This is a genomic window from Streptomyces sp. A012304, assembly GCF_026008495.1.
Lineage (GTDB): Bacteria > Actinomycetota > Actinomycetes > Streptomycetales > Streptomycetaceae > Streptomyces.
Genome location: NZ_BQUN01000112.1, coordinates 24,582 through 42,217, shown reverse-complemented (window position 1 = coordinate 42,217; position 17,636 = coordinate 24,582). Strand labels below are relative to the sequence as shown.

Genomic DNA, 17,636 nt, shown 5'->3' with positions numbered 1-17,636 from the left:
GAGGGAAGCCGGACCGTAGGCCGTCATCGATTCACCCTTTCGTTGGTGGCGGGCTTATCAGGTGCGGGTCCAGCGTTGGTTGCTGCCGTTCGAGCAGGAGTAGAGCTGGATCAGGGTGCCGTTGGCGGTGCCGCCCGAGGCGGCCTCGAGGCAGAGGCCGGACTGGACGCCGACGATGGTTCCGTCGGAGTTGAGGCGCCATTTCTGGTTGTCGCCGCCCCAGCAGCTGTAGATCTGGACTCTGGCGCCGTTGCCGGTGCCGCCGGCGTCCAGGCACTTGTTGCCGTAGACCCTGAGCTCACCGGCGGCGGTGGACGTCCACTGCTGGTTGGTGCCGTTGTGGCAGTCCCACAGCTGGAGCTGGGTGCCGTCGGTGGTACTTGCGCCGGGCACGTCCAGGCAGCGGCCCGACCCGACGCCCTTGATCGTTCCGGAACCCGGAGAGGGCGTGGTGGAGCCGCCGTTGAGTGCGTTGAGGACGGCGGTGTACGCGGGCTTCTTGCTGCCGTCGCCGTTGAACAGCAGCGGCGTGTGCTGCGGTCGCCAGGAGTCGGTGTCGCGCACACCCCAGACGGTGATGCCGAGGCAGCGCGGGACGGCCAGGCAGTCGTTGGTCACGTTGGCGTAGGTCGTGGCCGAAGCGCCCTGGATGTCGAGTTCGGTGATGGCCACGTCGACACCGAGGGCGGCGAAGCTCTGCAGGGTGGTGCGGAAGTTGCTGTTGTAGGGGCTGTCGTTGTTGAAGTGCGACTGGAAGCCGACACAGTCGATCGGTACGCCACGCTGCTTGAAGTCTCGGACCATGGCGTACATGGCCTGGGTCTTGGCCCAGGTCCAGTTCTCGACGTTGTAGTCGTTGTAGCAGAGCTTGGCGGCCGGGTCCGCGGCGCGCGCGGTGCGGAAGGCGACCTCGATCCAGTCGTTGCCGGTGCGCTGCAGGTTGGAGTCGCGCCGGGCCCCCGAACTGCCGTCGGCGAAGGCCTCGTTCACGACGTCCCACTGGACGATCTTGCCCTTGTAGTGGGCCATCACGCCCTTGATGTGGTCGATCATCGCCTGGCGCAGCGTGCTGCCGCTGAGGGCCTGCATCCAGCCGGGCTGCTGGGAGTGCCAGGCCAGGGTGTGGCCGCGCACCTGCTTGCCGTTCTGCACCGCCCAGTTGTAGACGCGGTCACCGGCGGCGAAGTTGAACTGGCCCCGCTGTGGTTCGGTGGCGTCGATCTTCATCTCGTTCTCGGCCGTCACCGAGTTGAACTCTCGGCGCGCGATCGTCGTGTACGCCGAGTCGCCCAGCCTGCCCGAGGCTATGGCGGTGCCGAAATAGCGGCCGCTCTGCGCCGCCGCGGCGCCGAGCGTGCTCTCGGCGGCGTGTGCGGTCGGCGGCGCGACGAGTGCGGCGACCGCGCCGAGCACACCGACGACCAGCGCCAGCAGCAGGTCGCGGATCCTCCGGCGGACAACGGGTCTGGGAAGGACGTACAAACCCATGACTGTGCCTCCAAGGTAGACATCACGGAATGACTGGAGCGCAGGGGAAAGGGTCGTCCGCTCCCACTTGGCAGACGGACGGGGCGGCACGGAACCCGGGCGGCACCGAATCACCGGACACCGCGGTCATGGGTTCGGGACGATCTCGACCGGCCCGGACAGCACCCGGGTCGGCCGCCGGTGACGTACGGCCGACGGCAGCGGTGTTTCGACACAGGCACGGGTAACTCCATCGCGGCTCAGCCGGGGGACCGTCACGCGGCGTCGCATACCTCTCCAACTGCACGAAGAGCCAGGATGCTGGTGCGAACCTCACCGGAACGAAACGGGGTCGCGCAGGTGCTTCGGCGCGCGGATCTGCTGCAGCCGTACGTGGATCCGCCGTGCAGCACCTTTACCCAGGGCCGGCACAGTTCGGAATTTCGAACCGTGACCGGTCACCCCGTGAGGGAGGTTGAAGGATTGACGGTGAATCGTCAATACTCAGCGCAGAGAAAGTTTCGTTCTTCCCGCGAAAATTTCGGAACCCGGCCGAACCGCGAACCCTCCGGCGCCGCCGTCGACGGATGCCGTAGGCCCCGGGCCGGGAACAGGACGAGCGCGCGGACGCTGTTCACTCAACTTCCCACCCCGCAGACCCTTGGGGCGGCGAGACATATCGCGAACTTTGGGAGCACTTCCGGTCCGCGCGACAGCTCGCCAAGCCCGAAAACGGAGGGACGGTTTGTGGACAGATCAGCGACAGACCTTGACCAGAGGGCCCCACATTCCTAGCTTGTGGCGTCAAGGTTCGGGAAGCCCTTCGAATGTTTCGAAATTCTCCCTGCACCCAGCACGGCCGCTCCGCTATTCATCGGCGTCACCTCACCCCGCCCCCAAGGAGGCCCTCTGATGCGGTTTCGCCACCCGTCCCTGCTGCGTCCAAGACGCTTACTCGCCGTTCTTTCGCCCCTGCTGCTCGTGGCCACCTTCTTCGGTGCCCAGCCCGCCAGCGCGGCGACCGTAGACCCCAACGCCTCGTATGTGCTGGTCAACCGCAACAGCGGCAAAGCCCTGGACGTCTACAACATGGCGACCACCGACGGCGCCCGCATCACCCAGTGGGCCAGGAACGATCAGAACCAGCAGCAGTGGCAGTTCGTCGATTCCGGGGGCGGCTACTACCGCATCAAGTCCCGGCACTCGGGCAAGGTGCTGGACGTTCACAACTGGTCCACCGCGAACGGCGGCTCGATCGTCCAGTGGACCGACCTGAACAGCACCAACCAGCAGTGGCGGCTGGCCGACAGCTCGGACGGCTACGTGCGGCTCATCTCGCGCCACAGCAACAAGGCCCTCGAAGTACAGGGCGCCTCCACCGCCGACAACGCGAACATCGTCCAGTACGACGACTGGGGCGGCAGCAACCAGCAGTGGCAGCTCGTCAAGGTCGGTGCCGACAACCCCGGCCCGGGTTGCAATCTCCCGTCGACCTACCGCTGGACGTCGACGGGCGCGCTGGCGCAGCCCAAGTCGGGGTGGGCCTCGCTCAAGGACTTCACCGTCGCCCCCTACAACGGCAAGCAGCTCGTCTATGCGACGACACACGGCGCCGCGGGAACGGGAAGGGCCTGGGGCTCGATGAACTTCACCCCGTTCACCAACTGGTCGGAGATGGCCTCGGCCAGCCAGAACACGATGTCGTCCGGCACCGTCGCCCCCTCGCTCTTCTACTTCGCACCGAAGAACATCTGGGTGCTCACCTACCAGTGGGGCGCGGCCGCCTTCAACTACCGGACGTCGGCCGATCCGACCAACCCGAACGGCTGGTCAGCACCGCAGCCGCTGTTCACCGGCAGCATCTCCGACTCCGGAACCGGCCCCATCGACCAGACGATCATCGGTGACGGGACGAACATGTACCTGTTCTTCGCCGGTGACAACGGCAAGATCTACCGGGCCAGCATGCCCATCGGGAACTTCCCGGGCAGCTTCGGCTCCTCGTACACAACGATCATGAGCGACACGGTGAAGAACCTGTTCGAGGCGCCGCAGGTCTACAAGGTCAAGGACCGCAACCAGTACCTGATGATCGTCGAGGCTCGGGGTGCGGACGAGAAGCGCTACTTCCGCTCGTTCACCGCGACCAGCCTGAACGGCTCCTGGACACCCCAGGCCGCGACCGAGAGCAACCCGTTCGCCGGCAAGGCCAACAGCGGCGCGACTTGGACCAATGACATCAGCCACGGCGAACTGCTCCGCACCAGCGCCGACCAGACCATGACCATCGACCCCTGCAACCTGCAGTTGCTCTACCAGGGGCGCAGCCCCAGCTCCGACGGCGTCGACTACGGCCTCCTCCCCTACCGCCCCGGCCTGCTGACCCTGCAGCGCTGACGGCATGACACGGATCCGACTCCGATAAGGGAGCCGACCCGGGCGGGCTCATGGCTGAGGGCCGAGCCCGCCCGGGTCGGGCGACGACGTCATCCCTCCGAGTCACCCGTCGGTCCAGGACGCGTGACGCCGCATCGGTTCGCGAGCTCTTCCGCGCTGATGCCGTACGTCTCCCTGATCCGTACGCCATCAGGACCGACGTCGAAGACGCCGTGGTCGGTGTAGACGCGGCTGACGCAGCCCACGCCGGTGAGCGGGTAGGTGCACCGCGGCACGAGCTTCGGCGCGCCGGAGCGGGTGAAGAGGGTCATCATCACGTAGACGTCCTTGGCGCCGATGGCAAGGTCCATGGCTCCGCCGACCGCTGGGATGTCGTCGGGTCCGCCGGTGGTCCAGTTGGCGAGGTCGCCGTTGAAGGCGACCTGGTAGGCGCCGAGGACGCAGACGTCGAGGTGTCCACCGCGCATCATGGCGAAGGAGTCGGCGTGGTGGAAGTACGCCGCTCCCGGCAGCTCGGTCACCGGGACCTTGCCGGCGTTGGTCAGGTCGGGGTCGATCGCGTCGCCTACGGCCCTGGGGCCCATGTTGAGCATGCCGTTCTCGGTGTGCAGGACGACCCCGGAGTCGGCCGGCAGCTGGTCGGCGATCTTGGTGGGCTGTCCGATGCCGAGGTTGACGAAGGCGCCGGCCGGGATGTCGCGTGCGATGACGGCGGCCAGTTCATCCATCGAGAGCCGGTGGTCCGCGACCGTCGGCACCCCGGAGTAGGTGGTGGTCATCGTGCCCCCTGCACGGTGTAATGGCGGGCCGTCACCTGGACGACGCGGTCGACGTAGATGGACGGGGTGACGACGGCCTCGGGGTCGAGCTTCCCGATCTCGACGATCTCGTCGACCTGGACGATGGTCGTCGTGGCGGCCGTGGCCATGACCGGTCCGAAGTTGCGGGCGGTCTTGCGGTAGACGAGGTTGCCCATCGCATCGGCGACATGCGCGCTGATCAGCGCGTAGTCGCCCTTGATGGGGTACTCCAGCAGGTACTTCCGGCCGTCGATCTCGCGTTCCTCCTTGCCCTCGGCCAGCGGTGTGCCGACCGCGGTCGGGCAGTAGAAGGCGCCGATGCCGGCACCGGCCGCGCGCATCCGCTCGGCGAGGTTGCCCTGCGGCACCACCTCGAGTTCGATCTTCCCCGCGCGGTAGAGGCCGTCGAAGACCCAGGAGTCGGCCTGGCGCGGAAAGGAGCAGACCACCTTGCGTACGCGTCCGGCGGCCAGCAGCGCGGCCAGCCCGACATCGCCGTTGCCGGCGTTGTTGGACACGATCGTGAGGTCCTTCGCGCCCTGCCGGATGAGCGCGTCGATCAGGTCGAACGGCATCCCGGCCAGGCCGAATCCGCCGACGAGGACGGTGGATCCGTCCTCGATCCCGGCGACCGCGGCGTCGGTGCTCTCGAGAATCTCCGTCCGGCTCACCGGGCCACCCCCGTCACATCGCAGTTCTCCAGTACGACGGCCAGCCCCTGGCCGACCCCGATGCAGATCGCGGCGACGCCGTAGCGCTGCCTCGTCTCGCGCAGCACCTTGGCCAGGGTGGCGAGGATGCGGCCGCCCGAGGCGCCCAGCGGGTGTCCGATCGCGATGGCGCCGCCCTTCTGATTGACGAGGGCGGGGTCGATCTTCCACGTGTCGAGGCAGACGAGCGACTGCACCGCGAAGGCCTCGTTGAGCTCGACCGCGCCCACCTGGTCCCAGCCGATCCCGGCCCGGGCCAGCGCACGGTTGGCCGCCTCGACCGGGGCGTAGCCGAAGGCCTGCGGTTCCAGAGCCATGACCCCTCGGCCGGCGATGCGGGCGATCGGGTCGGCCCCGATCGTGGCCGCTGCCGTCTCGCTGCCCAACAGCACCGCGGAGGCACCGTCGTTGAGCGGGCTGGCGTTGCCCGCGGTGATGGTGCCGCCTTGCTGCGGGGTGCGGAAGACGGGCTTGAGCCCCGCCAGCACCTGCGGTGTGGATCCGGCGCGGATGCCCTCGTCGCGGGTCAGGTCGACCCCTTCGACCGGCACGACCAAGTCGTCGTAGAAGCCCGACTCCCAGGCGGCGTGGGCGAGTCGGTGGGAGCGGGCGGCGAACTCGTCCTGCCGCTCACGGGAGATCCCGAAGCGCTCACCGAGCTGCTCGTTGGCCTCGCCGAGGCTGACCGTCCACTCCTTCGGCATCCGCGGGTTGACCAGCCGCCAGCCGAGCGTGGTCGACACCGCGGTGACGTCTCCGGCCGGGAACGGCTTCGCCGACTTGGGCAGCACCCACGGCGCCCGGGTCATCGACTCCACACCACCGGTCAGCACCACCTCGGCGTCGCCGGACTCGATCGCCCGGCTGGCGATCATCGCCGCGTCGAGGCTCGACCCGCACAGCCGGTTGACCGTGGCGCCGGGCACGCTCACCGGGAGCCCGGCGAGCAGCGCCGCCATACGGCCGACGTTGCGGTTCTCCTCCCCCGCGCCGTTTGCGTTGCCCCACACCACGTCGTCGATCGCGGCGTGGTCGAGATGCGGCACCGTGGCCAGCGTCGAGGTGATCGCGGCGGCGGCGAGGTCGTCGGGGCGGACGCCGGCCAGCGCGCCGTTGAAGCGGCCGAACGGCGTCCGTGTCGCGGCGTAGAGGAAAGCGCTCATGGCAGCGACGCTAACCCCCGGACTCGATATTCTGAAGTACACATATCCGAGTCGATTGATATGGTTGACATATGGATCTGCGTCATCTCCGGTACTTCGTCGCGGTGGCCGAGGAGCGCCACTTCGGTCGGGCCGCGGAGCGGCTCCACATGGCGCAGCCGCCGCTCTCCCAGCAGATCCGCCAGCTCGAGGCCGAGCTCGGCGTCGGACTGCTGAACCGCACCACGCGCCGCGTCGACCTCACCGAGGCCGGCCGTGCTTACCTGAAGCGGGCACGCGCGATCCTCGAGGACGTCGACGAGGCTGCCCACCACGCACGGCTCGTCGCCGCCGGCTCGGTGGGCCACCTGGCGATCGGGTGCGTGGGCTCGGCGACGTACAGCCTCCTGCCCGCGCTCTCGCGCCGGCTCTCGGAGGAGCTTCCCGGCGTCGACTTCGCCTTCCGCGGTGAAATGCTGGCGCCCGACCAGGTCGAGGCGTTGCGCGGCGGCGCGATCGACGTCGCGCTGCTGCGGCCTCCGGCGGCCGACCTCTCCCTCACCGTGCACACCCTGCGCCGGGACCGGCTGGTCGTCGCCGTCCCGGTCGACCACCCCCTCGCCCGCCGGAAACGGCTGCGGACCGCGGACCTGGCCGGTGCCGACCTGATCGTGCACTCCGCGGACCGCAGGTCGGTGATGTACGACGTGGTGCTGGGCCTCCTGCGCGACGCCGGCGTCGAGCCGCGCATCCGCCACGAGGTCGGCGAGACCTCGACACTGATCACGCTCGTGGCCGGCGGCCTCGGCGTCGCGGTCGTGCCCGAGCCCGTCACGGCGTTGGCTCTCGAAGGCGTCGCCTACCTGCCACTGACCGGTACCCACGCGCGCGTGGAGCTGGCCGTCGCCCACCGCGCCGACCGCTCCGAGCCGCATCTGACACGCACCGTGGGGATCATCCGGGCGACGATCTGAGCCATGCGCCGACGCCGGGCCAGGCTCGGCCCGCAGGGCGCGGGACCCTGCCCGACGACGTCGGCCGACCCGGCGCGGGCATCCGGCCGCACCGCCGACGCGCTTCACCTGGGAGAGCGGGAGCTCACCGCCCCGGCACACCGAGGAGGTACAGGCAGGCCATGTTCACCAGCTCGTCGGTCAGTTGACGCCAGGTCAGCGGCCGTTCCGATTCGAAGCGTTCACCGTGCAGCACACGGTTCATACAAGCCCCGTAGACCAGACGGAAGACGACATCCAGGCGCAACTCCGGCTCCGGGATGCCGGCCATGGCCGGCAGGACCGGCTCCAGGAATTGCCGGAAGACCCGGCCGGCGTCGACGCTGGCCTCGGACCCCACTCGGGCCACCGCAGGATCGGTGGTGCCCGCGGTGATGAAGACGCGCATCAGGCGCGCGTGCGTCTCGAACGTCTCGGTGAGCCCCGCGACCGCCGAGGAGACCAGCGCGGCCGGATCCGCGCGCAGCGGAGCGAAGCGGCGGATGATGTCGGCGCGGAACTGGTCGATCATGGCGTGCTGCAGCGCCGCGATCAGACGATCCTTGTCGCCGAACCGCCGGTAGACGCTGCCCACCGAGACGCCCGCCCGAGAGGCGACGGCCGCCACGGTGAGCGCCTCGGTGCCGCCTTCTTCGAGGAGGGCCGTGCCTGCTTCCAGGATCCGCTGCTGGGTGAGCCGGCTGCGCGCCTGCTGCGCCGGCGGCAGATCGAGCGACGGTTCGGTAGTCATCCGCCTCAGCGTATACGGAGCCGGCATCCGCGCCGCAGGCCCCGGACCTGGCGCCGCCAGGCCGTGACCAGCGACGCGATCAAGATGACCTGCCTGCCGGCGACCCGTCGCCCCCACTATGACGGTAAGGGGAACCTCATCTACCTCACGTCCTGGCCCAGACGGAGAAGGGCCGCGCCGTGCGCGGGCAGGTCGACGGCCAGGCCACGGCCGTCGTGCGGGGTGTCGGTGCGGGTCCACAGCTCGCGGACGTGGTCGTCGGGACGGGCGCCGAGAGAGCCGAGCGGGACGGTGACGCGCCGAGGGGTGCCGGCGAGGGAGAACACGGCGGCGTAGCGGGTACGTCCGTCGGTGTCCTGGGCGGTCCACAGGACGAGGTCCCGCTCGCGGAGGACCTCCCGGTTGCCGGTGCTGTGCCACAGGACGGCGAGTGCTTCGTCGTTGGTGAGCAGCTCGATGGTCTCCGGCGGGCTGGTGGGCAGGTCGCCGCCCATCATCAGCGGGGAGCGGGAGATCAGCCACAGTGTGAGCAGGCTGATCTGCTCGGGGCGGGTGAGGGAGCAGAGACGGTCGTCGCCCCGCTCGGCCCGGATGCCGATGCGGCCGAGGGGCAGCATGTCGGCGTCCGCCCAGCCGCCCGTCGATCCTGTGCCCTGCCACGGAGCCCACCGGGCCATGCGGGCGAACTGCGCCTCCACGTCCTCCCACCGGTCCCACAGGTCGTCGCAGACACGCCACATGGTGGCGTTCTCCCGCAGGTGGTCCAGGTGGGCGACCGACACGTCGGTGCCCGGTGACAGACTCAGCTCGATGGGCCGGCCGCTCCGGGCGATGGCCCGGGCGTAGGCGGCGATCTCCCGCTCGTGGTACGGGAAGAGCATGTCGTCGGCCTTGATGAAGTCGACGCCCCACCGGGCGAACTGGGCGACCTGGGAGTCGTAATACGCCTGGGCCCCCGGGTGGTCATGGTTCAGGCCGTAGTTGTCCGGGTTCCAGGGGCAGACGGAGTCGGTATCGGCGATCTCGTCGGCTGTGAAGTCGGTGCCCGCCACGGGCAGTCGGGCGGCCACGGCCCGGCGCGGAATGCCGCGCATGATGTGCAGGCCGAATCGCAGGCCGAGTCGGTGAACGCGGTCGGCCAGCGGCGCGAATCCCGCGCCGCCCGCCGCCGAGGGAAATCGGTTCGGGGCGGGCAGCTGCCGACCGTGGCCGTCGAGGACCACCGGGGCGTCCGAATTGTAGCCGTGGGCGCGGGCTGTGGGCTCGTACCACTGGATGTCCACGACGACGGTGTCCCAGCCGTGGGCCAGCAGGTGCTCGTGCATGAAACTCGCGTTGGCGAGGACCTCGTCCTCGGTGACGGTCGTGCCGTAGCAGTCCCAGCTGTTCCAGCCCATCGGCGGACGCAGGTGCCGCTCGGGGATCGGACGGGGGAATCGGGTCATGACTGAATCGTTTCCTTTCCGGCCGGGTTCGCAGAACCTGCGGCGGCCGTCAGGTGTGCTCGGCGAGTGCTCTGGGACGGGTGTGGGTCGCGTCAGCGCACCAGACGCGCTTCGCGCAGCCGGACGGTGGTCGCGGAGCCGGTCGCTTCGAAGCGAACCTTCACGAGTCCGGCGGGACGGTCGGAGTCGAGCGGGAACACCTGGCAGATTTCCTCGCCCTCGCCCGAGGGCGAGGGTGTGATCGTGCCCAGCGCCCGCCCGTCGACCAGCACGCGGGTCGGCCCTGCGTTTCCGCCCGAGAGGTGGATCACCTGAAGGCCGGTGGCGGCGCCGTCCGGGTCTGCCAGGCGGTAGGACCACCATCCGGTGGCGGCCCGCCACCTCAGCCCGTCGGTGCGCCCCGACCAGGTGTCGTGTCCCATGAACCGGTGATCACTTTCGGGCTGCTGCTCACCGGCGGCGACGGCGTCGACGGTGCGGTCACGCAGTGCGAGTGCCGCGTCGTCGGCCGCGCGCAGCTCCGCCCGCCGCTCATACAGCCGCTCCGGTTCCGCCAGGGGGAGGTAAAGGTGGTAGCGGGCGTCGTGGATGCCGGCGAAGGGGACGAGGGTGATGGACTCGCCCGGTCGCGCGTCCACGTGATCAAGGGCGAACGCCAACCGGTCCGGGCCGAGCCGGCGTACGCCGGCCGCCGGATCCGAGGTGCTCCGGGCGAGTACGACGGGCAGGTGCTCCAGGGGGCGCAGCGGACCACTGGCGACATGCCCCATCCGGGAGTCGTCGGCGAAGAGGCCGACCAGGTCGTTCCGGTCTCCCTCCGCCGCGAGGACGGTGGGCCCGTAGCGGAACGACACCCATGGCGAGCCGTCGGGGAGCAGCTCGGCGCTGACGCGCGGGCGAAGGCGCATGGTGATGGTGTCCCCCGCACGCCACTGCCGTTCGAGACGCACGTAGGTCAGGGGCTGTCCGCCTGTTCCGAGGCGCGTCGTGAGCGGGGCCGTCCCGTCCTCGGGCGGCGTGCCGTTGACGCGGGGGTGCGCAGTCCCCTCGTGCCAGCCGGGCACGCGTATGTGGATCGCCACGGGGGTGGTGGGAGCGCCGCGCACCACGACTCTCACCTCGTCGTCGTAGGGGGCCGTCCCGGTCTGCTCGAGCACCAGGTTCTGTTCGGGGAGTCTCAGTCGGGAGGCGATGAAGAGGTTGACGAACAGGTCGTCGCCCTCGGTGGTGTACACCAGCTCGCCGTACTTCGCGTGGTTCTCCAGCCCGGTGCCGACGCAGCACCAGAAGCAGTTCTGGGGCGTCGACGCCACGCGGTAGTGGCCCGGCCGGACCGGGGTGAAGTACACCAGCCCGCCGTTCGGATGCAGGGACGAGAGGATGTGGTTGACCGTCGCGCGCTCGTAGTGGTCGAGCACCTCGGCATCCGGCCGTTCGAGGAACAGCGCGCGGCTCAGCTTGAGCATGTTGTACGTGTTGCAGGTCTCGGGGCCTTCCGGCGACCGGAGCGCGGAGCTGAAGTCGTCGCGGGGGTGCAGGTGCTCGCGTACGGAGTTGCCGCCGAAGGAGAACGTCCGGTGCCGGGTCATGGTCTGCCAGAAGAAGCGGGCGGCGTCCCGCAGACCGGGGTCGCGGGCGACCTCGCCCAGCCGCTGGTACCCGACGGCCTTGGCGATCTGCGTGTTGGCGTGCGTCCCGTCGAGGACGTCGCGGTGCTCACGCAGCGGGCCGAGCAGGGAGTGGTCGAGGAAGCGCCGTGCCAGGGCGGCGTACCGGTCGGTGCCGGTGATGTCGGCGAGGTCCGCGAGCACCTCGCACATCCCGCCGAACTCCGTGCGGAGCATGGCCTCGTGGGTGTCGTCGTCCATCCCGGCCGCCATCCGGTCCCACCAGTCGGCCAGCCGCCGGACGGCCGTCAGGGCCGGGTCCGAACCGGCGTACCGGTGGGCGTCCAGCAGGCCGGCGAAGAGCTTGTGCAGGTTGTACCACGGCACCCAGGCACCACCGAGCTCGAACGAGTCGCGCTCCACCTGCCCCGCGGCCACTCGTTGCCACAGCCGCACGCCGTCGGGGACACCTCCGACGTAGCCGGTGCCCAGGGCGTCCTGGCACTCGACGACACCCTCGACCAGACGTTCGACCAGGGCCTTCGGCCGGGGATCGTCCGTCACCGCGCTCATGAGGGCGGCACCCGACAGCGCGTGCCCGACGGTGTGACCGTCGAGACCGGAGTTCTCCCAGTTGCCGTAGGACTCGGCGACCGGTGGCAGGCCGGCCTCGCGCCGCAGGGGCGCGAGGAGCCGGTCGGGGTCGAGGGACAGCAGATAGTCGAGGGCGGTGGCCTGCGCGTCCAGGAACGGGCCGGGCAGAAGGCGTACCGCGCCTCGGGGAAGCGACTGCATGACTGCTTGTTTCCTTCGTTCGAACGCTTCGGGCCTGCCGGGAAGCGGCTTCGTGCTGCCGACGTTCCGGCGTCAGAGCGGGAACCGCGAGGCCTCCCGTGTCACCGGGCAGGCCCTTGGAGGGGGAGGATGGGGGCCTCGAGGATCTCGTCGCGGTCGCACACGAGGGTGTCCCCGCTCACCCGCAGGCGGGCGACGTGCACCGAGCTCCGGCGGTCCTCGTGGCTGGTGTGGGGGCGGGGGTGGTCGTCGGGTCGCCTGGGGTGGGAGAAGTAGAAGACGAACGCGCCGAGTTCGCTGGTGACGACATCGGCGTGGTAGCCGTATCCCCCGTCGTCCGGGCCCTGCCCGGGGCGATCGAGGACGAGTCCGCGCGGTTCCCATGTCTCCAGGTCCCGTGAGTGCAGAACCCGCTGCCCGTGCCATTCGTCGATGAGCATCCAGTAGCCGCCGTCCAGCTCGAAGACGTTCGGGCCTTCGTGCTTGGAGATCTCGACGGCGGGTCCCCGGACGGTCCACCGCGCCAGGTCGTCGCTGTCCGCCGCGTAGGTGTGCGCGTGATCGGCCTCGTCCTTGTACCACATGCGGTAGCCGCCGGTGGGGAGCCGCAGGACGCAGGCGTCGATGACTCTGTCGGACGAGAGCGTCAGGGTGGAACGGTAGGTCCAGGTGAAGAGGTCGTGGCTGGTGTAGTGGCGGATCACGCGCGGGTGCCCCGGCCACTGGGTCGGAACGCCGCGGATCACGCTGACGTACATGTGGTACTCGGTTCCGTCGTCGATGATCTCGGGGGCCCAGTAGGTGTGCCGCCCGGGCTCGATGTTCAGCCCTTCGGCGATGCCCCGGTACAGCCAGGTGGCTCCGCCGTCCGCGGAGGACGCGATTCCGATGTCGGTCCCGTGTATCCAGCTCGCGTCGTCCATCGGTGGCGCGTCGGCGCGTCGGCTCGTGTAGAACATCCACCACTCGCCGGCCTGCCGGTTCCAGATGACCGTGGGGTCGGTCGCGCCGTCGTGCATGGGGTCTCGGAACAAGGGCCGGGCAACGGTTGTCATCGGTTCTTCCCAGGTGTGAGTGTCATCGTGCCGCACGCGGGCCCATGAGCCGGTCTCCGCGACGGGGACGACGGCGGTGGCAGCGGCTCATGGGCGGCGGCTGTGTCGGAGTGGTCAGTCCTGCTGGGCCGTCAGCCGAATCATGTTCCAGGAGAGCGGTTCGAGTTCGGCGTGGAGGACGCCGTCGGTGACGGTGGTTCCGGTGGCGGGGCGCGGGAGGACACGGTCGGGCCGCTCCGCCGTGTTGACGGCCTCCGGGTCGCTGTCGGCCAGGACCAGGTGCTCCGCCAGGGTGTGGGCGTCGACGCCGCGCAGGTCGATGTTCAGCGGCAGGGCGTCCGTCTGGCCGCGGTTGACCGCGAAGACGGTGATGTCGCCGGTCTCGTCGTCGATGACGGCGGTGGCGTGCAGCAGCGGTACGTCGCCGAAGCGGGCGGTGGGGTACGTCGGGCTGTCCACGTCGACGCGCAGCACCCGCCCACGCCCGTACGTCGACGCCTGGGCGAAGGGGAAGAACGTGGTCTGCCGCCAGGCCGCGCCGCCGGGCTCGGTCATGATCGGCGCGATGACGTTGACGAGCTGGGCCAGGGATGCGGCGGTGACCCGGTCGGCGTGCCGCAGCAGCGCGATGAGCATCGAGCCGAACACCACGGCGTCGGTGACGGTGTAGACGTCCTCCAGCAGGCGCGGGGCCTGCTGCCAGTCCTCCACGGCGTGCGGGTTGGGCCGCTTCTGGTACCAGACGTTCCACTCGTCGAAGGAGAGGTTGATGCGCTTGGTCGCCTTCAGCCGGGCGCGGACGTGGTCGCAGGTGGCGACCACCGACTCGATGAAGTGCTCCATGTCGACGGCGGACGCCAGGAAGGAGTCCCGGTCTCCGTCGATCTCCTCGTAGTAGGCGTGCAGGGAGACGTACTCGACGTTGTCGTAGGCGGCCTCCAGGACGGTGGCCTCCCAGGCGGCGAACGTCTCGATGCCGGAACCCGAGCTGCCGCAGGCCACGAGCTCCAGATCGGGCTCGATCATCTTCATGGCGCGGGCGGTCTCGGCGGCGAGCCGCCCGTACTCCTCGGCGGTCTTGTGGCCGATCTGCCAGGTCCCGTCCATCTCGTTGCCGAGGCACCACATCTTGACGCCGTACGGTTCCTTGGCGCCGTGGGCGACGCGGCGGTCGGACAGTTCGGTGCCGCCCGGATGGTTGCAGTACTCCAGCAGACGCAGGGCGTCCTCGACCCCGCGGGTTCCGAGGTTGACGGCCATCATGGGTTCCATGCCGGTCTTGGCGCAGAAGTCCATGAACTCACCGAGGCCGAACTCGTTGGTCTCGGTGGTCTTCCAGGCGAGGTCCAGCCGGGCCGGGCGTTCCTCGCGCGGGCCGACGGAGTCCTCCCAGCGGTAGCCGGAGACGAAGTTGCCGCCCGGGTAGCGCACCGTGGTGACGCCCAGTTCCCGGACCAGCTCCAGGACGTCCTGGCGCAGGCCGTCGGCGTCCGCGGTGGGGTGGCCGGGTTCGTAGATGCCTGTGTAGACGCAGCGGCCCAGGTGCTCGACGAACGACCCGTACAGCCGGGGGTCGACGGCGCCGATACCGAACGCCGAGTCGAGGGTGAAGCGAGCGGGGGTGGTGGGGTGGGACATGACTGCCTTTCAAGGGAAAGAAAGCTGAGACGCCGGTTTCAGAGGGCGAGCGTGCAGACCACCGACGGAACGGACAGCGCCGGGCCCGCCGGCCGCAGCGACCCGTCGTCCAGGACACGCAGTGCGGCGAGGGTGCCGCTGTGCTGGTTGGCGACCAGCAGATGACCGGCCGCGTAGGCCAGGCTGCGGGGCCAGGTACCGCCGGCGGACGTCTCGCCGATCGGTTCCAGCGCGGCGGTGTCGGTGACCCGGAACGCGGCCACGGTGTCCGCGCCCCGGTTGGTCACCCACACGAAACGGCCGCAGGGCGAGGCGACGATACCGCCGGGCTGATTGGCGACGTCCCTCAGCGCCGTGGCGGGCACGCTGGAGAGCGCCGTCAGCGTGCCCGTACCGGCGTCGTACCGGTGGCAGGTGACGGTCGAGGACAGTTCGTCCGCGCTGAACACCAGCTCACCGCCGGGGGCGAAGACGAGGTGGCGAGGCCCCGACCCCGCGCGCAGCCGGCTGACCGCGAACCGCTCCAGGGCGCCGGTCCGGGTGTCGAGCCGGTACGTGAAGACGGCGTCCGCGCCCAGGTCGGTGGCGAGGACGAAACGGCCGGCCGGGTCGACGAGCACCTGATGGGCGTGGCTGCCCTCCTGCCGTCCGGTGACCGGGCCCGACCCCTCGTGGACCACGACGTCGGTCGGCTCCAGCAGACGTCCGTCCGTGCCGAGGCGGTGCGCGGCCACGCTGCCGGGCGCCGTGTCGCTGCCGTAGTTCGCGGTCAGCAGCCAGCCCCCGTCCGGGTGCACGGTGAGGTGGCAGGGGTTGGTGCCGCCGCTGCTCAGCGGGTCGCCGAGCGTGGAGAGGTGGCCGTCGCCGTGCTGGACGAGGGCGCTGACGGTGCCCGGCTCGGTCTCGTTCGTGCTGTAGACGACGTCGAGAGAGGGGTGGGCCGCCAGGAAGGACGCCCCGCTGACGGGGACCGGCGGCACCGAGGTGTCGTACGTCAGGTGACCGGTCCCCGGGGCGAGTCGTAGGGCGGCGATCCCGGCGCCGTCCCCGCCGGAGTCGGGTGTGTGGGAGCCGGTGAGGACGAGGACCTCGTCGTCGGAGGCATGTGTGGGCATGGGTGTGATCCCTGGGAGTTCCTTGAGCGGGTGGGTGCTCGAGCGGACGTGGCGCCGGTGGGGGATCAGCGCACGATGTCGTCGTGGTGGTCCAGCAGCCCCAGTTCGGAGCGCCGGGGCAGGCCTTCCCAGTCGCCGGTGGTGCTGACCGCGAAGGCGCCCAGCAGGGCCGCCGTCCGCAGCCGCCGCTGCGGGGGCTCACCGGCGAGGAGTTCGGCGAGGTACCCGGCGGCGAACGCGTCTCCCGCGCCCACCGAGTCGAGCGCGGTGACGGGAAGGGCGGGCTGCCGGTAGGACCGCCCGTCGAGGAGGGCGTACGCGCCTTCGGCGCCGAGCTTGATCACGGCTGCGGCGGGGCCGAGGTCGCAGATGCCCTTGGCGAGCTGGCCCGGTCCTTCGGCGTCGGGCACCACGAGCCGGCCTTCGTGCGTTCCGGCGAAGACCAGGTCGCTCCTGCGCAACAGCGGCAACAGTGTGTGCCTGGCCTCGGTCTCGGTCCACAGCAGTGAGCGGTAGTTGATGTCCAGGGAGACCGGCACGCCGGCGTCGACGGCGATGTCCACCGCCCGGGCGACGGCACGGGCCGGGCCCTCGCCCAGCGCCGGGGTGATGCCGGTGATGTGCAGGACCGCCGCGCCGGCGACGAGGTGCTCGGGGATGTCGTCGGGGGCGAGCCGGGAACCGGCCGTGTGGGTGCGGTAGTAGCGGGTACGGCTGTGCGTGGCCGTGCGGCGTTCCCGCAGCAGCAGCGAGGTGGGGGCGGGGTCTCTTGCGGCGACCGTGGTGACGCCTTCGGCGCGCAGTTCGCGCAGGATGAGGTCGCCGAGCGGGTCGTCGCTGACGCGGCCGATCCAGGTGGCGGACCCGCCGAGCCGGCTGACGCCCACGGCGACGTTCGACTCGGCTCCGGCCAGCCCGAGACGCAGACCCGAACCCAGCGCCAGCGGACCGGCGTCCGGTGCGGCCAGGACCGCGAGGACCTCGCCGACGGTCACCAGGTAGGGGGCGTTCACGGGCCCACCTCCTGATGACCGGGCGTGGCCCGGACCGCGTCGAGCAGGACGCGGGTCCTCGCCGTGAGGGCGTGCAGGGTCTGCGGTACCGGGTCGCGGTCCGCTCCGTGCAGCAGCGGGGAGCCGATGCCGACGGCGAGGGCGCCCGCGTCGAGGTAGTCGCGGGCCTGCTCGACGCCGACTCCGCCGACGGCGATGAGCGGGACGTCCGGGAGCGGGGCGCGCAGCTGTCGCAGGTGGGCGGGGCCGCCGGTGCTCGCCGGGAAGAGCTTGACGGCGGCGGCGCCCGCCCGCCAGGCGGTGGAGACCTCGGTCGGTGTCCAGGCGCCCGGGTAGCAGGGGATGCCTCTGTCGGCGGTGTCGCGGATGACGTCGGTGTCCACGGCCGGGGCCACCAGGAACTCGGCTCCGGCCGCGAGCGCGTCCCGTGCCTGCCCGGTGGTGATCACCGTGCCGGCGCCGACGGCCACCTCGGGGCCGAGTTCCCGCCGGATGGCGGCCAGCGCGTCGAGGGCGCCCGGTGTGGTGAGGGTGACCTCGAGGCAGGTGATGCCGCCGTCCGCGAGGGCCCGGGCCACGGCGGGCAGTCCCGTCGCGTCGGCCGACCGCAGGATGGCCATGACCCGGGCCCGGCCCAGCTGCGGGGTGGGAGCCGGACGCTCCGTCATGGCCTCACCGCCGCGGACGACGTGCCGGAGCCCTGGGTAGT

General features: G+C 70.5%; 14 protein-coding genes. 2 read left to right on the top strand and 12 right to left on the bottom strand.

Translation table 11 applies throughout. The features are described from left to right. Positions 1–57: 57 nt before the first annotated feature. Complete coding sequence (locus ALMP_RS28895; protein ID WP_264933554.1) at positions 58–1,488, bottom strand: endo-1,4-beta-xylanase; 1,431 nt, start codon at positions 1,486–1,488, stop codon at positions 58–60. An 891-nt stretch (positions 1,489–2,379) separates the two neighbouring features. Here ALMP_RS28895 and ALMP_RS28890 point away from each other — a divergent pair. Further along, on the top strand, positions 2,380–3,864 hold the full coding sequence (locus ALMP_RS28890) for a non-reducing end alpha-L-arabinofuranosidase family hydrolase (protein ID WP_264933552.1): 1,485 nt from the start codon (positions 2,380–2,382) through the stop codon (positions 3,862–3,864). 89 nt (positions 3,865–3,953) lie between these two features. Here the strand turns inward: ALMP_RS28890 and ALMP_RS28885 are convergent, their stop codons facing one another. Genes ALMP_RS28885 through ALMP_RS28875 form a run of 3 tightly spaced genes read right to left on the bottom strand, consistent with a single transcriptional unit; the run spans position 3,954 to position 6,537 of the window. Beyond that, the gene (locus ALMP_RS28885; protein WP_264933550.1) at positions 3,954–4,643 is read right to left on the bottom strand and encodes a 3-oxoacid CoA-transferase subunit B; all 690 of its coding nucleotides are present in this window, start codon (positions 4,641–4,643) and stop codon (positions 3,954–3,956) included. Further along, positions 4,640–5,335, bottom strand: a complete 696-nt coding sequence (locus ALMP_RS28880; protein ID WP_264933548.1) for a 3-oxoacid CoA-transferase subunit A — start codon at positions 5,333–5,335, stop codon at positions 4,640–4,642. Before ALMP_RS28880 ends, ALMP_RS28885 begins: the two co-directional genes overlap by 4 nt. Next, positions 5,332–6,537 carry a thiolase family protein gene (locus tag ALMP_RS28875; RefSeq protein WP_264933546.1) on the bottom strand — a complete coding sequence of 402 codons (1,206 nt, stop codon included), beginning with the start codon at positions 6,535–6,537 and terminating at the stop codon, positions 5,332–5,334. Before ALMP_RS28875 ends, ALMP_RS28880 begins: the two co-directional genes overlap by 4 nt. Before the next feature lie 71 nt (positions 6,538–6,608). Between ALMP_RS28875 and ALMP_RS28870 the strand changes: the two genes are divergently transcribed. Beyond that, on the top strand, positions 6,609–7,490 hold the full coding sequence (locus ALMP_RS28870; RefSeq protein ID WP_264933544.1) for a LysR substrate-binding domain-containing protein: 882 nt from the start codon (positions 6,609–6,611) through the stop codon (positions 7,488–7,490). 124 nt (positions 7,491–7,614) lie between these two features. Here ALMP_RS28870 and ALMP_RS28865 read toward each other — a convergent pair whose 3' ends face one another. The 8 genes from ALMP_RS28865 to ALMP_RS28830 all read right to left on the bottom strand — a co-directional run bounded on the left by ALMP_RS28865 (position 7,615) and on the right by ALMP_RS28830 (position 17,595). Then, complete coding sequence (locus tag ALMP_RS28865) at positions 7,615–8,259, bottom strand: TetR/AcrR family transcriptional regulator (RefSeq protein ID WP_264933542.1); 645 nt, start codon at positions 8,257–8,259, stop codon at positions 7,615–7,617. A gap of 140 nt (positions 8,260–8,399) precedes the next feature. After that, entirely contained in the window at positions 8,400–9,704 is a 1,305-nt protein-coding gene (locus tag ALMP_RS28860; protein WP_264933540.1) for a glycoside hydrolase family 27 protein, read from the bottom strand. 92 nt (positions 9,705–9,796) lie between these two features. Then, positions 9,797–12,106, bottom strand: coding sequence for a glycoside hydrolase family 127 protein (locus ALMP_RS28855; RefSeq protein WP_264933538.1), 2,310 nt, complete (start codon positions 12,104–12,106; stop codon positions 9,797–9,799). A 101-nt stretch (positions 12,107–12,207) separates the two neighbouring features. After that, positions 12,208–13,125 (bottom strand): glycosyl hydrolase, encoded by a 918-nt coding sequence (locus tag ALMP_RS28850; RefSeq protein ID WP_264933537.1) that lies wholly within the window; start codon positions 13,123–13,125, stop codon positions 12,208–12,210. 150 nt (positions 13,126–13,275) lie between these two features. Continuing rightward, positions 13,276–14,799: an alpha-N-arabinofuranosidase gene (locus ALMP_RS28845; RefSeq protein ID WP_264933536.1), complete on the bottom strand. Its 1,524-nt coding sequence runs from the start codon at positions 14,797–14,799 to the stop codon at positions 13,276–13,278. Between the two features lie 38 nt (positions 14,800–14,837). After that, positions 14,838–15,914: a lactonase family protein gene (locus ALMP_RS28840; protein ID WP_264933534.1), complete on the bottom strand. Its 1,077-nt coding sequence runs from the start codon at positions 15,912–15,914 to the stop codon at positions 14,838–14,840. A 65-nt stretch (positions 15,915–15,979) separates the two neighbouring features. Then, positions 15,980–16,927: a sugar kinase gene (locus ALMP_RS28835; RefSeq protein WP_264933532.1), complete on the bottom strand. Its 948-nt coding sequence runs from the start codon at positions 16,925–16,927 to the stop codon at positions 15,980–15,982. After that, complete coding sequence (locus tag ALMP_RS28830; protein ID WP_264933530.1) at positions 16,924–17,595, bottom strand: bifunctional 4-hydroxy-2-oxoglutarate aldolase/2-dehydro-3-deoxy-phosphogluconate aldolase; 672 nt, start codon at positions 17,593–17,595, stop codon at positions 16,924–16,926. Before ALMP_RS28830 ends, ALMP_RS28835 begins: the two co-directional genes overlap by 4 nt. Between the last annotated feature and the right edge of the window lie 41 nt (positions 17,596–17,636).